General features: G+C 59.3%; 16 protein-coding genes. 9 read left to right on the top strand and 7 right to left on the bottom strand.

Going from position 1 to position 14,074, the window contains the following annotated elements:
* Positions 1-205: 205 nt before the first annotated feature.
* Positions 206-979: a hypothetical protein gene (locus FIV05_RS07770; RefSeq protein ID WP_152509153.1), complete on the top strand. Its 774-nt coding sequence runs from the start codon at positions 206-208 to the stop codon at positions 977-979.
* A gap of 182 nt (positions 980-1,161) precedes the next feature.
* Positions 1,162-1,944, top strand: a complete 783-nt coding sequence (locus tag FIV05_RS07765; protein ID WP_023002698.1) for a Bax inhibitor-1/YccA family protein — start codon at positions 1,162-1,164, stop codon at positions 1,942-1,944.
* 315 nt (positions 1,945-2,259) lie between these two features.
* Here the strand turns inward: FIV05_RS07765 and FIV05_RS07760 are convergent, their stop codons facing one another.
* Positions 2,260-2,649 (bottom strand): DUF2794 domain-containing protein, encoded by a 390-nt coding sequence (locus tag FIV05_RS07760; RefSeq protein ID WP_023002696.1) that lies wholly within the window; start codon positions 2,647-2,649, stop codon positions 2,260-2,262.
* 464 nt (positions 2,650-3,113) lie between these two features.
* On the bottom strand, positions 3,114-4,511 hold the full coding sequence (locus FIV05_RS07755; protein ID WP_023002694.1) for a PLP-dependent aminotransferase family protein: 1,398 nt from the start codon (positions 4,509-4,511) through the stop codon (positions 3,114-3,116).
* A 127-nt stretch (positions 4,512-4,638) separates the two neighbouring features.
* Here FIV05_RS07755 and dctP point away from each other — a divergent pair, with 127 nt between their 5' ends.
* The 5 genes from dctP (at position 4,639) to FIV05_RS07730 (ending at position 9,556) form a co-directional block, all read left to right on the top strand.
* The gene (dctP, locus tag FIV05_RS07750) at positions 4,639-5,670 is read left to right on the top strand and encodes a TRAP transporter substrate-binding protein DctP (RefSeq protein ID WP_152509152.1); all 1,032 of its coding nucleotides are present in this window, start codon (positions 4,639-4,641) and stop codon (positions 5,668-5,670) included.
* Between the two features lie 71 nt (positions 5,671-5,741).
* Positions 5,742-6,260 carry a TRAP transporter small permease subunit gene (locus tag FIV05_RS07745; RefSeq protein WP_152509151.1) on the top strand — a complete coding sequence of 173 codons (519 nt, stop codon included), beginning with the start codon at positions 5,742-5,744 and terminating at the stop codon, positions 6,258-6,260.
* Positions 6,257-7,570 carry a TRAP transporter large permease subunit gene (locus FIV05_RS07740; protein WP_152509150.1) on the top strand — a complete coding sequence of 438 codons (1,314 nt, stop codon included), beginning with the start codon at positions 6,257-6,259 and terminating at the stop codon, positions 7,568-7,570. The genes FIV05_RS07745 and FIV05_RS07740 overlap by 4 nt, the downstream gene beginning before the upstream one ends.
* Before the next feature lie 17 nt (positions 7,571-7,587).
* Positions 7,588-8,871 carry a hydroxymethylglutaryl-CoA reductase, degradative gene (locus tag FIV05_RS07735; protein WP_023002690.1) on the top strand — a complete coding sequence of 428 codons (1,284 nt, stop codon included), beginning with the start codon at positions 7,588-7,590 and terminating at the stop codon, positions 8,869-8,871.
* A 148-nt stretch (positions 8,872-9,019) separates the two neighbouring features.
* The gene (locus FIV05_RS07730; RefSeq protein WP_209009895.1) at positions 9,020-9,556 is read left to right on the top strand and encodes a GNAT family N-acetyltransferase; all 537 of its coding nucleotides are present in this window, start codon (positions 9,020-9,022) and stop codon (positions 9,554-9,556) included.
* A 16-nt stretch (positions 9,557-9,572) separates the two neighbouring features.
* On the opposite strand, the gene FIV05_RS07725 is transcribed toward FIV05_RS07730, so the two are convergent.
* Complete coding sequence (locus FIV05_RS07725; protein WP_152509149.1) at positions 9,573-10,139, bottom strand: hypothetical protein; 567 nt, start codon at positions 10,137-10,139, stop codon at positions 9,573-9,575.
* Positions 10,140-10,273: 134 nt separating this feature from the next.
* On the opposite strand from FIV05_RS07725, the gene ppa reads away from it, so the two are divergent.
* A complete protein-coding gene (gene ppa, locus FIV05_RS07720) occupies positions 10,274-10,813 on the top strand; it encodes an inorganic diphosphatase (RefSeq protein ID WP_152509148.1) in 540 nt (179 codons plus the stop codon).
* Positions 10,814-10,894: 81 nt separating this feature from the next.
* Here the strand turns inward: ppa and FIV05_RS07715 are convergent, their stop codons facing one another.
* The 4 genes from FIV05_RS07715 to FIV05_RS07700 are packed head-to-tail and all read right to left on the bottom strand — an operon-like array spanning position 10,895 to position 12,738.
* Positions 10,895-11,329 (bottom strand): metallopeptidase family protein, encoded by a 435-nt coding sequence (locus tag FIV05_RS07715; RefSeq protein ID WP_031270101.1) that lies wholly within the window; start codon positions 11,327-11,329, stop codon positions 10,895-10,897.
* 27 nt (positions 11,330-11,356) lie between these two features.
* Entirely contained in the window at positions 11,357-11,623 is a 267-nt protein-coding gene (locus FIV05_RS07710; RefSeq protein WP_023002685.1) for a hypothetical protein, read from the bottom strand.
* The gene (locus FIV05_RS07705) at positions 11,620-12,144 is read right to left on the bottom strand and encodes a disulfide bond formation protein B (protein WP_023002684.1); all 525 of its coding nucleotides are present in this window, start codon (positions 12,142-12,144) and stop codon (positions 11,620-11,622) included. Before FIV05_RS07705 ends, FIV05_RS07710 begins: the two co-directional genes overlap by 4 nt.
* A gap of 15 nt (positions 12,145-12,159) precedes the next feature.
* Entirely contained in the window at positions 12,160-12,738 is a 579-nt protein-coding gene (locus FIV05_RS07700) for a YqaA family protein (protein WP_152509147.1), read from the bottom strand.
* Positions 12,739-12,947: 209 nt separating this feature from the next.
* Between FIV05_RS07700 and FIV05_RS07695 the strand changes: the two genes are divergently transcribed.
* Entirely contained in the window at positions 12,948-13,625 is a 678-nt protein-coding gene (locus FIV05_RS07695; protein ID WP_152509146.1) for a hypothetical protein, read from the top strand.
* Positions 13,626-14,074: the final 449 nt, after the last annotated feature.

Raw genomic sequence — 14,074 nt, 5'->3', positions numbered from 1 at the left:
CTTCCGAAAACAAGATCGAACGAATTCTTGCCGTGCGCTGATCTATTTCGATCCGGCGTCCACAGCTCTTGGCAAACTTCGTTCAGGAAAAAATCCTGAAATACAACCAAATCGCGACAAACTTCAGCTCCACACAACTTGCATACTGAATTGATCTTGGCTATCCGGTTCAGGTCCGGGCAGTTTGTTAAGAAGGGGCCATTCCATGTTCAAGTTTCTCCCGAAAATTCGTTTGAAGACCATTGCCGGGGCTGCAGCCCTGTCCGCAGTTGCCGCCATGGCATTCGCCCCTGCCGCGTCGGCGGAAAGCCCGTTTCATACCGGGGTCTGGCAGTTGAACACGCCGGAAGGCCCGCGCGGCCTCGTCGTCAGTGACTGGCTGGTCTTCGAAAACGGTTTGCCGAAGCGCTGGCTCTATCGCCGGGCCGGCACCAACGACGCCAACCAGTTCGATTTCTTCACCCGTTCGATGAACGATTCCGGCTACACGCCGGTCGGTATCCGGGTGTACCGCACCGGCGACAATGCGATGAAATACACGCTGGCGCCCAAGGGCGAGGACCCGATCGAGGTTTCCGCCGTCCGTCTTTCCATCCCGAATTTCGAGAATTCCTGCCTTTCCGTCGAGAAAAAAGGCAAGCGCTTCTACGGTAACTGGGTCGGCACTGAAGGCTCCAGGCTGAAGAAACTGAACGTGTCGAAAAACCGGCTGACCATCGACGGCGAAGCGCGCAAGGTATCGATCGCGGAAGTCCGCGTCGGCCGCATGGGCATCACCGAAAACGGCAAGCCGATCGCTTTCCTCACCGATGCCGGCGGCGACTATGCGGTTCTGCAGTGGTTCAAGCCCGGTGTGACCGTCGAGCAGATGCAGGATCCGGAAAAGGAAATCCTCGATTTCGCGTCGGAAGAAATCGTTCGCAACCCCGGCGGCACCTGCGACCGGCAGATCGAATCCCGACTGAAAGCCATGAAATAATACGACTGAATCTGAGCCTGTTTTTAAGGATAGGTTCAAATAATCTGTCCTGAGCGCAAAGATTACGAATTTTTCATCGAATTCGACTTGTGCTCGGGATAGGCTTTTCCCATATGTTGAGGGAGTTGTGTTGCATGCGCGATTGCATGCGCACGTCTATCTAGAAGGGGATTCATACGACCATGTCGACCTATGACCGTCAATCTCAAGGCGCGTATACCGTCGCCGGCGCACGCGCCGAGGCCGGCATCGATCAGGGCCTGCGCTCCTACATGCTGGGCGTCTATAACTACATGACCATCGGCCTTGCGCTGACCGGCTTTCTTGCGCTGGCAACGGTCATGCTTGCAACGACCACCGATCCGAACTCCGCTGTCGCCAGCCTTGGCAACGGCCGCATGCTCACACAGCTGGGTGTTGCCATCTACGGCAGCCCGCTGAAATGGGTTGTCATGCTCGCACCGCTCGGAATGGTGTTCTGGCTGTCCTTCCGCATTCAGTCCATGAGTGCCGGCGCAGCGCGGACCCTTTTCCTGGTCTACGCATCCGTAATGGGTATCTCCCTGTCCTCGATCTTCCTGGTTTACACCCCGGGCTCGATCGCTCAGGTCTTCTTCATCACCGCCGGTACCTTCGGCGCGCTGAGCCTGTTCGGCTACACCACGAAGAAGGACCTCTCCGGCTGGGGCTCGTTCCTGTTCATCGGCCTGATCGGTATCGTGATCGCGTCGCTGGTCAACATCTTCATGGCATCTTCCGCCCTGCAGTTCGCCATCTCCGTGATCGGTGTTCTGGTGTTCGCCGGCCTGACCGCCTACGACACCCAGCAGATCAAGGAAATGTACTACGAAGGCGACAGCGGTGAAGTCGCTACGAAGAAGTCCGTCATGGGCGCGCTGCGTCTGTACCTCGACTTCATCAACCTGTTCATCATGCTGCTGCAGCTGTTCGGCAACCGCGACTAAGCGCAGCCAAACTGAACAAACGGAAAAGCCCGGCCTTGTGCCGGGCTTTTTTGTGACCGCACGACTGTCCGACACATCGCACGCCGACACTTGCGCCAATGGGCGTCAACGCAAGCCTTGCGCAAATCAATGGAATGAAGCGGCAGAACACTGCGCTGCCAGACTTGGCCGAACCAATCGTCTGGTCCTCGGCCAGAAGGTAACCGACCAGCATTAGCCGGTCATTGACGCCACCTTCAAGGAAATGCACGTGAGCGGATCAGCGCAGGGGAAATGAACCTCACCCGGCCATCAGCAGACTGACCGGATACCTGGTCAGGCGTCGACCACCCGAAGATGTTTTTTCTTCTCCAGAACCCTCAGCACCTGCGCCAGATCGTGGCCACGCTTCAGGATCATGCCCCCGGTCGCCACGACCGAATAAGCGCCCTGGCGGCGGGCCAGCTTCGGGTCCTTCTCGATCCTGTAAAGCGGCATTTCGGAAGATCTGCGAAACACGGAGAAGATTGCCCGGTCCTTCAGGAGGTCGATGGCATAGTCCCGCCACTCGCCGTCGGCGACCATGCGCCCGTAGAGCCTCAGAATGACATCGAGTTCGCGCCTGTTGAATGCAACAATGGGTTTGGGAGGGGGAGCCGGTTGATGTTGTGGCGACGGGCTTGCACCCGCACCACGCTGAAACGCGCTGTCGTCGGCTTCGCTCATTCCGCCTCCATTCCGTTCGCGGTTTCGCTGCTGACAGGTAACCGACAAGAGAATCGTCGGGAGACGCCTGTCACCTGGCTGTCATGATGCGTCTTCTTTAGCCATTCTGGCAAGCCCGCAACGTCATATTGACTGACAGAGGTCCGAAACCAGAGTAATTTTGCCAATAAGTTTTACGGGAAGAAGTGCAAAAACGAACGCAACGGCACTTTGCCAAGAAAGAATGCATAAATTTCCTTGATTTTGCCGCATTCCAGCCCTTGGCCAGCCATTTTAGACACCCATATTAAGATCATACCCTGATGGGTATGGCCCGTAGAAGCCGCGGAATGCATTAGCCCCCCAGCCCCCCGGGGTTTTTACTGGCCAACCAGATTTAGTGAGTCAAACATCAGGGCAACTGAAGGGCCGGCATTATGCCGGCCCTTTTCATTTGTGGACCTGCCTGTTCCTCTGCTTTCAAACTACTTCAGAAAATCCCTGAGGAACGACAGGAACCGCGCATCCGTTCCATAGGCCACATTGACCCGCATTGCCGGCTTCTGCCGGGTCTCCCGGTTCGGATAGAAGACGGCGCCCGGTGCAATGAAGATGCTTTGCTTGCTGGCAGCAGCGCACAGTTCCCGTTCATCCACATCATCGGGAAACTCCACCCAGAGATAGAACCCGGGAATGGAGCACTCCCGCACAGACAACCCGATCGCCTCCAGTGTCCCGAAGGATGCCTTGTAGGCATCTTCCACCCGGCTCCTGAGACGCCGCAGATGTCTCAGATAATGGCCGGCCTGCATCAGATTGAACACGAAGCGTTCGACGTGGTCGGATGAATTGACCACCGTCAGCATCTTGATATCGGCAAGCTGGCGGATGATGTCCGGATTTCCAGCCACGTAGCCGCATCTGAGACTGGCCGACAGTGTCTTGGAAAAGGTGCCGAGATAAAGCACCCGCTCCAGCTGGTCCAGCGCCGCCAGCCTTGGCAACGTGGCCGGAAGAATGTCGGCAAGCGCATCGTTTTCAACCAGGAGAAATCCCCAGCGCTCGGCAAGCTGCATCAACCCGAATGACCGCGAAGGGGACAGGGAACCGCCGGTCGGATTGTGGCCGTGGGACTGGGTGACAAACATCTTCGGCCGGTAAAGAGCGAGTTTGGCGGTCAGGTCTTCCAGGTCCGGACCGTCCCTGTCCCGCCGGATACCGACAATCTGCACCTTGGCGAAGGTCAGCTTGGAAAAGAGCGGATAATAGCCCGGCTCATCGACAAAAACCGTATCACCAGGCTCCGTCAGATGCCGGATGATCAGATCCAGGCCATGGTTGACGCCATGGGTCAAAAGAAGCCCTTGCGGATCGGCCGGGATCGACCGCTCCAGCAACTGCATCCGCAGCCGGTCCCTCAGCGGACCATATCCCCACGAACTGCCGTAGCCGAATTCGATCGCTTCGGGAAAGGGCGTCTTGGCGTTGGCGAAATGGCGGCGCAGCTCCGCCCCCTCCATCCACGACGGCGGCGGGCGTCCGTCTCCCGGACGCACTTCATAATGCTGTTCCAGCTGCTCCCGCAGCAACGACATGCCGTCGACCGCGGCCGTGACATGTGGCGCAGGCGGGGTCTTGGAAGCTGGTCCGACCTGTGACATGTAGTATCCGGAGCCGGCCCGCGCTTCCAGTAGCCCTCGGGCGACCAGCCGGTCGTAAGCTTCCGCCATCGTGTTTTTCGAAACGCCGTTCTCCCGCGCGGCCTGACGAATGGAAGGCAACCGCTCAAACGTCTTGTACGCCCCTGCCTCCAGCATCAGCGCGACTTTCTCGACGATCTGATCGACGCGAGACAGTTTCCGCCCGCTACCCGTAACCCTCATTGTCCCTCAAAATTTACTGGGACAGTGCTGCCCATAAATCCGACAACTGTCCCTTGATTGTCCCAATCATTTTTATGACAGTTTGCCCCATTACGCCAGCAAATGGCAATTTCCTTGGGAGGGAAAAATGACCAAAGTAAGTAGACGCAGCCTTCTTGCAGGTGCAGCCGTTGGCGGCACCGCCCTCGCAGCACCGATTGCGGCCAAGGCACAGGATGCGGTTGAGTGGCGCATGCAGGCTCTCTGGGACGCCGGCACCACACCTTTCGAATTCGAGAAGAAGTTTGTCGAGCGCGTCAGCGAACTGACCGACGGCAATTTCAAGATCACACTGTTCTCCGCCGGCCAGCTCGTGCCTGCCAACCAGGCATTCGATGCCGTTCGCGCCGGTGCATTCCAGCTGATGAAGACCTTCGACGGCTACGAAGCCGGCAAGATCCCGGCATTTGCCTTCACGTCCACCATCCCGTTCGGCTTCCCCGAGTCCGACCAGTATGAAGCCTGGTTCTACGAAAAGGGCGGTCTGGATCTCGCCCGCGAAGCCTATGCAAAGGCCGGCCTCTTCTACATTGCCCCCACCGTCTATGGCGAAGAGCCGATCCACTCGACCGTCAAGATGGAAACCATCGCCGACATGGCCGGCAAGAAGGGCCGCTTTGTCGGGCTCGCTTCCGCGGTCATGGCCGACCAGGGCGTTTCCGTGACCCCGCTGCCGACGGCGGAAGTCTATACGGCGCTTGAAAAAGGCCTGATCGATTTTGCCGACCGCGGCGATCTCACCGCCAACTACGAAGCAGGCCTTGGCGAAGTCGCCAAGTTCATCATCCTGCCGGGCGTGCACCAGCCGACCACCGCCACCAGCTATGTCGCCAACCAGGGCGCCTATGACGCCCTGCCGGACGACTACAAGGCGGCGCTTGCCGTTGCGGCTCGGGAGATCTCCGGATCGCTGCGCCAGCACATCATGGTGCAGAATGTCGACGTCCTGAAGAAATACGGCGAACAAGGCGTCGAGATCATCCAGCTCGACCCGGCCGATGTCGCGGCCAACCGGTCCAAGGCTGTCGAGTCCTGGAAAAAGGCTACCAAGGAAGACGATCTGGCGAATCGCGTGCTCGCGAGCCAGATTGAGTTCATGACAGCCCTCGGGCTGATCTGACCCTTCCTCCCACCGGACGGTAGACGGCACCTCCCTGCCGTCTGCCGTCCGGTCGTCCTTTCGATCGGCAAATGCTCAGCTTCATGAAATCCGTCAGTTCCATCGTCACCGGCGTCAACCGGTTGTTCTTCCTCCTTGCGGCGGCGCTCATCTTCGCGGTGGTGCCGATCCTGCTGTTCGAAGTGGTCGCAAGATACCTGTTCGATGCGCCGACGGTGTGGGCCATGGAAGCCAGCACGTTGATCTTCGGTCCGCATTTCATGCTGGCCGGACCTTACCTTCTGCACCTGAAGGGCCACGTCGCCGTCGACATCTTCAGCGAAAAACTGACGGGATTGCCGAAAGTGGCTCTCGACGTGTTCTCCTATGCCGTCATTGCTGTGTTTGCAGGCGTTTTTGCCTGGGTCAGCTGGCCGCTTGCAATCAACGCCTACTCCCTCGGCGAAACCAGCTTTTCCGCCTGGAACCCACCTGTCTGGTGGCTGAAATTCGTCGTGCCGCTTTCCTTTGCGCTCCTGTTTTTGCAGGCCCTTGTTGAAGCCTGCAACGCAACGCGCCCGGCGCAGGAACAGACGGGAGCAAGCGCATGAGCTCCGAATTCGTTCTTGCCATCATGTTCGCCAGCCTTGTGGGCCTGCTGCTCACCGGCCTGCCGCTTGCCTTCACGCTCGGCGCACTTGCGCTCGTTTTCACGCTAACGCTGTGGGGCCCCGCCGCCCTCTCCGTTACCGTCCTCAACCTCTACTCCACCATGACGTCGGAATCGCTCCTCGCGATCCCGCTTTATGTGATGATGGCCAGCATCCTTCAGCGTTCCGGTGTTATCGAAAGCCTTTACCGGGCCATGGAGCTCTGGTCGCGGCGGTTACCGGGTGGCCTGGCGGTGGGCACCATCGCCATCTGCACGATCATCGCCGCCATGACGGGCATCGTCGGTGCCGCGGTTGCCGCCATGGGCATGCTGGCCCTGCCCTCCATGCTGAAGCGCAAATATAGTCCGGAGCTCGCGATCGGGACGATCTGTGCCGGCGGAACGCTCGGCATCCTGATCCCGCCCTCGGTGATCACCATCGTCTATGCCGTGACCGCACAGGCCTCTATCGGCCAGATGTTCATCGCCGGCGTGGTGCCGGGCCTGCTGCTCGCCTCGCTCTATATCGGCTATATCGTTCTGCGGTCCGCGCTCAACCCGTCCATCGCCCCGCGTCCGGACAACGACGCCCCGGCCACCTGGGAAGAGCGCATTGCCTCGCTGAAATCCCTCATCCTGCCGCTGCTGATCATCGTCGGCGTCCTTGGCACGATCTACATGGGTATCGCAACACCCACGGAAGCAGCCGCCGTCGGCGTCTTCCTGGCGTTCCTGTCTTCGCTTATCGAGCGCCGGTTCGGCTGGGAGCTCATATCCGGCGTTGCCCTCGACGTGGTCAAGGTGACCGCCATGATCCTCTGGATCACCATCGGTGCGCGGGCCTTTGTGGCAATCTTCACCGGCACCGGCGGCGCGGACTTCCTCCTGTCCTTCATTCAGGATCTCGATGCCAACCGCTGGATCGTGCTCGCCATCATGCTGGGCATTCTGTTCTTCCTCGGCATGTTCCTGGACGAAATGGGCATCATCCTCTTGTGCGTGCCCGTCTTCCTGCCGGTGATCGACTTCCTCGAGTTCGACCGGCTCTGGTTCGGCATCCTGTTCCTCGTTTCGGCGCAGATGGCCTACATCTCCCCGCCCTTCGGCTACACGCTCTTCTACATGAAGGGTGTCCTGCCCGCCGGCATCGGCATGGGCACGGTCTACCGTGCCATCGTTCCCTTCATCCTGCTGCAAGCCATCGGTATCTTCATCTGCGCCATGTTTCCGGAGCTGGTGTTGTGGCTGCCGCAATCCATGATCAATTGACAGACAGGTTTCCCCCGATGAGTGACGTCACTTCGTCCCGTATTGAAGGTTTTCACAAGCTGGACCCGGCCGGCCGGCTCCAGGCAGTCCAGCGCCAGGCGAATCTCGACAACAAGTCCGTCTCCGACCTTGTGGAAGCGGCATCCGGAAACATCGAACTGGCCGACCGCCTTGTCGAAAACGCCATTTCTTCCATGTCCATTCCTGTCGGTATCGCGACCAACATGACCGTGGACGGACGGGACGTCCTGGTGCCGATGGCCAGCGAGGAATCCTCCGTCATCGCCGCCGTGTGCAACTCGGCCAAGCGCTGCCGGCCGACCGGTGGCTTCAAGACCTCCACAAGCGGCCCGCTGATGGCAGCCCAGATCCAGCTTCTGGGTGCCAGCGACCCTGAAAACGTCCGTCTCCAGGTTTTTGAACGCATCGACGACATCCGCACCATCTGCGAAGAGATCGATCCGCTTCTGGTGAAGCTCGGCGGCGGCTTCCGTGACCTCGACATAAGGGTCATCGACACTGCCGAAGGGCCGATGACCATCGTTCACATCATCGTCGACACGCGCGACGCGATGGGCGCCAACGCCGTCAACAGCATGGCCGAGGCCCTTGCACCCAAGCTGGAAGAATGGACCGGCGCCCGCAGTCTCCTGCGCATCCTGACCAACCTGGCCGACCGCCGCGTGGCACGCGTGCGGGCTGTCTGGCCGCTGGAGGAAATCGGAGGTGAAAAGGTTCGGGACGACATGCTGTCGGCCTATCACTTTGCCGATGCCGACCCCTATCGGGCAGCCACCCATAACAAGGGCATCATGAACGGCATCAGCGCGGTGGTTCTGGCAACCGGCAACGATACCAGAGCCGTGGAGGCAGGCGCCCATGCCTTCGCGTCGAAAGACGGCCGCTACCGCTCTATGTCCCGCTGGGAAAAGGACGGCGACGGCAATCTTGTGGGCATCCTGGAACTGCCGATGGCTGTCGGACTGGTCGGTGGCGCAACAAAGATCCACCCCACCGCGCAGGCCAACCTGAAAATTCTCGGCGTGACCACGGCAGACGAACTGGCCCGGATCATCGTTGCCGTCGGCCTGGCGCAGAATTTCGGCGCATTGCGCGCCCTTGCCACCACCGGCATCCAGAAAGGCCACATGGCCCTGCACGCCCAGAACGTTGCTCTGATGGTGGGCGCGACCGGCGAGGAAATCGACCTGGTGGCCAACGAGCTGAAATCGCTTGGCAAGGTGCGGCAGGATCTGGCCGAGGAAATTCTCGCCCGGCTGCGGCAGGGCGCCAACGCCTGAGGCCTTTTGACAAGGTTCGACCGGAGGGGTCTCGGCACTATTACCGTGTTGCCCCTCTGGCCGATCAACTCCCGGATGCCGAAGGCAATGAAATCGGCATAATTGGCGTTTCTACGACGCGATTGCCTCTTTTCCGTCGGATTGCTTGTTGTATCTTTCTAAAAGCATGACAACCGACCTGATAGATCTGCGCGCGGCCCGGACCGCCGATTGTGAGGCACTCGCCAGCATCCATAGCGAAGCCTGGCTGGGCGCCTATCGCGGCGTCTTGCACGGTGTCGATCTTCAGAAGATGATTTCGCGCCGAGGCAGCAGCTGGTGGCGTGGTGCCCTTGCCAGGGGTGTCGACATCAAGATCCTCAGCATTGCTGAAATTCCCGCCGGTTACGCGACCTATGGGCCGTGCCGACTGCGGGATACCGGCATGGATGGCGAAATCTACGAGCTTTATCTGAAGCCGGAATATCAGGGCCTCGGGTTCGGCCGGGCCCTTTTCCAGAATGTGCGGGAAACGCTGTCGGCGAAGAGCATGCCCGGTGTCGCGGTGCAGGTCCTGAGCGCCAACGAGCCCGCGCGCGCTTTCTACAAGGCCGTCGGTGGCAAGCTTGCGGCAAAGTCCTGGTACAGGATCGGCGGCCGAAGGCTGGAGCTCAGCATCTACGCCTGGCCCCAAATCAGCACCTGAGCCGCAGGGCGCTTGCCTAATAGAGAATTCCGGGATTGCCGAGGATCTGCGGCGGCTGCGTGCAGTCGAAAGAACCGGCCATGGTATCGGCGGCCTGGCGTGCCAAATCGTTGGCGTTCTTGTTGGCCTGGGCATCGATCCGGGCAATCTGGCAGGTGCCGCCACCGGGCTGCAGCTGGGTCACGATCAGCACGCTGCCAGTCCTGGACCCCTCGTCGAGGCTCGGAAACCAGCGCAGGATGGTCGCAAACGGAACACCGCCCCTGAGGCGCCATTCCAGCGTTTCGTTGACCGTGTTGAAATTTGGTAGGGTCTGGCCTGCCGCAGGCTCGTTGGCGGCGTCGGGACCGAAGGAGACGAACATGCGCAGGTCGCCCTCGGCAACATAGACACCCGCTCCCTTGTAGCCGGTGCACTGCCAGGCACCGCCGAAGGTGCCTTCTTCCTCGTCCCCGGCCTCGATCAGCGGGCAGCTGTCCAGCAGGATCTTGGTATAGGCACTGTCGACCGACGCCGCCCCTGCAGCCTGCAGAGACACAAGCAATCCGCCGAGCGTCAAAAGGGAAACAGTAAGCCGTTTCATAAATCTATCTCCTCCGGAGCCTGCCGCGCGAATAGACGCATGTTAATCAATTAGGTGCAATGCAAAAATAAAGGACTTGAACTTCTTCGGCGGGATTGCGATAGACGCAGCAACGAATAACAGGAGTTTCCTAAATGCGTATCGACGCTGTGCCGATTGGCAAGAATCCGCCGGAAGACATCAACGTCATTATCGAGGTCTCCGTTGGCGGCGAGCCGATCAAATACGAGATGGATAAAGAAGCCGGTGCGATGTACGTCGACCGCTTCCTGTACACTCCGATGCGGTACCCGGGCAACTACGGCTTCGTTCCCCACACCCTGTGTGGTGATGGCGATCCGATCGACGTGATCGTGGTCAACCAGCGCCCGATCGTTCCGGGCGCCATCATGAGCTGCCGTCCGATCGGCGTTCTGCTGATGGAAGACGAATCCGGCCAGGACGAAAAGATCCTCGCGGTTCCGTCCCACAAGCTCAGCAAGCGCTACGACAACGTCAACGATGTGACCGACCTTCCGGAAATCACCGTTGCCCAGGTGAAGCATTTCTTTGAACACTACAAGGATCTGGAGCCGGGCAAGTGGGTGAAGATCACCGGTGTTGAAGGTGTCGAATCCGCAAAGCGGCTGATCGTTGAATCGATCGCACGCGCCCAGAAGGAAGCCGCTGAATAAGCGTTTCCGAACGGACGAAAACAAAAAGGCCTCCCGAGTGTTGCAAGACGCGGGAGGCCTTTTTCATTGCAAGGGTCAGAATTAGCGTTCCGCTGCCGCCTCGATACGCTCCATATCCTGGTCGGACAGGCCGAAATGATGCCCGATCTCGTGGATCAACACATGGGCAACCACATCGCCCAGCGTCTCGTCCATCGCGGCCCAGTAGTCGAGGATCGGCCGGCGGAAGAGCCAGATGCGGTTGGGCATCTGCCCGGTCATCACGGTTTCTTCGCCTTCGCTCAGCCCCTGGCCCTCGAACAGGCCCAGAAGGTCGTGCGGATCCTCGATGCGAAGTTCATCCAGAACGTCGTCGGGCGCATAGTCCGCAAGGCTGATCTGCAGATGACCACAGCGCAGCAGAAGATCATCCGGAAGCCCGGAGAGGATCTCGCTCGCCATCGCCTCGAAGTCTTCCAGGTCAGGTGCTTTGCGTTCGGTCCAGCTGCTGTGGCTGACCGGCCGGACGGATGCCATATCGGTTCCTTTGACGGATCGGTTCATTCAGGTGTTGGGCAGTACGTAGGTGACCAGTAGATAAATCGCCAGTCCGATTGCGAACACAAGCCCGAGACCTCGGCCGATCCGGCTGCCCCAAACCTCGATCCGGTCGTCTTCGTCCTTGTCGGCGGCGCTCAGGTGATCCTTTGCCCGGTCGGCCATGCGGACGAAGGTTGAACCGGCAACGGTCTCGCTCTCCGCATTCACCCGGTCGAGTGTGCGGAGCGCTTCATCGCGCAGTTTTTCCTTCGGGTGCTTGTTCTCGCTCATGCACCTACACTGGCCGTGTTGCCACGGCGTTTCAACCCGAAAGCGGCCAAAAGCGCCAGAAGGGCAAGCCCGCCGGACGCAACCGCGTTCCAGCCGGCAAAGGACAGGCCGAACATGCGCCAGCTAGCCTCGGTGCAGCTGACGACGCGCGTCGATTTCAACGCCTGCAGCATGTTGGCCGCAGACGTTGGCGTCGAGGTACCGCCACCGCAATCGCTCGGACCGTCCCAGAACTGCCACTCGGCGCCGGACTGGTAGATACCGAGGCCGGAACCATAGGCAAACACGGCCGCAACAACCAGAAGCAGTGCCAACGCCAACCCGGTCCGCCTTGCCTGCATCAGAAAAAGCGCCAAGAGAGCCAGGGGAAGGCCGACGTAATAGGGAATGCGCTGCTCGAGGCACAGCTTGCAGGGCACATAGCCACCAATCAGCTGAAAACCCCAGGCGGTCGCGATCGCCGCCAGGCCGCCCACCAGCAAGAGCCCCGTCAGATTGCGCGAAATCCGGTCGGCTGTCATCTCACCCTCTTACTGTCAGATATACCTAAGCACAACAAATCCGCCGACCAGCAGCACCACAAATATGGTGAACATGAGACCAAGCCGCTTTTCGATGAAATCGCGGATCGGCGGGCCGAACAGATAGAGCAATCCGGCGACGACAAAGAACCGGATGCCCCGAGAAATGATGCTCGCGGCAATGAACACCGGCAGGCTGAGCCCCAGCGCACCGGAGGCAATGGTGATCACCTTGTAGGGAAACGGCGTCAGCCCGGCGATAAAGACGAACCACCAGCCGTACTGATGATAGATGTCCTTGAACTCTTCGACGAACCCCATCTTGCCGTAGAAGGTCAGGATAGGCACCGCCACCTGTTCGAACAGGAACAGACCGATCAGATACCCAAGTATACCACCTGCGACCGACGTCAGCGTGCACAGCAGCGCGTACCACCAGGCTTTCTCGCGCCGGGCGATCACCATCGGGATCAGCAGGATGTCCGGCGGGATCGGAAACACCGAGCTTTCGACAAAGGATACGGTGCCGAGTGCGGCAGGCGCACGCGGTCCGGCGGCAAGGGACAAGGTCCAGTCGTAGAGGCGTCTGATCATGGCGCTTCCCTTAGCCGCTGCGCTGCAAAAAGTCACCTAGGGAAATGCGCGCCGCCAGCAGCACGTTGTCGCGTAGCCACTGGCACATACGATCCCAGCCTGATGTGAGGCCACCTCAAAACCGCGCATCAAGACACAAGGCAGACTTTTCGCCCGTATCTGGTAGCATTGAAACCTCGCCAGGTTTCGCACGACGTTGGGAGGGGGACATGAACGGAACGGCCTCAAGCATCGCCAGACTGGCACTGGTTCTCGCGATGAGCACGCCAGCTGCGGCAGTTGCCCAGCAGGTCGAACTGGAAGGATCGGTCAAGCTGACGCCTTTTGAAGCCCAGGGCGTAACCCTGTCGACGATCTACACGGTGGATGCGGAGTTCGCCGCAAAACACGATGTCGAGGTTCCCGTACCGTTCAGCCTTGCCGCACCACGGCGCGAGGCACAGCAAATTCTGGCCCAGGCGAAACCGGCCGGCGGCGGTCCGATCAAGATCTACTTCACCACCGACGACGAAACCAAGCGCATCTATTCGTCCCTGCAGATCGTCACCTACACCATGAAGACCGATGATCCGCAAAAGCGCCTCGAGGTGGGCGACTATATTGCCATCGAGCTCTTGAAACAGCTCGGCACCACAGACGATACACGGCTGAATGTCCGCCGCCAGATCACACTGGGCGATCTGCCTGCGTCCGAAATCGTCGGCAACTTCATCAACAAGGAAGGTGACCAGCTCCTCGTGCGGCTGGTCGCGCTGGCAAAGCCCGACAGCCAGAGAGGCATCGTCGGCATCGCAATCGGCCACCCGCGCCAGGGCCGCATCAAGAAAGTGGAAGACATCTACCAGACCAGCGCTTCCCTGGCCTTCGACACGGTGACGCTGAAATAGCTGGTTACCAGTGCGGGTGGGAGGCAAGCCTCGAACCACTCCGTCGCATTCCTGCAGCAATTCAAACCGCTGGAGATGGTGCCCCCCGCCGGACCACGAGCATTTAATTAGTACAAGGACTTAGCTCAAAGTGGGACAGCAAATTGTCCCGCTATTTCTGCTATTATCTGGGATCAGTGTCCCACCGATTTGAACGATTTCGTTGGAAATTTACCAGCGTAGCCAAAGTGATATGACGCCAAAGCAGCTTATTGCCATCCATGACCCCGAACACAATACAACCTATTGATATCATTCATTTTTGCCAAATACTATCTGAAACTAAGCGTAACTTGGTAAAAATCAAATGATTCAGCGACTCAGCTGCATCAGTAGTCAAACGGAAGTCGGAAGCGTAGACACAATTTTTCGTTGATGCTACCGGATAGCGTCTAAGATCAAAGGCGACA

Origin of the sequence: Labrenzia sp. THAF191a, assembly GCF_009363335.1 — a bacterium.
In the GTDB taxonomy this organism is placed as follows: domain Bacteria; phylum Pseudomonadota; class Alphaproteobacteria; order Rhizobiales; family Stappiaceae; genus Roseibium; species Roseibium algicola.
The sequence above is the reverse complement of the archived record's forward strand: the minus strand, read 5'-3'. Positions and strand labels throughout refer to the sequence as shown.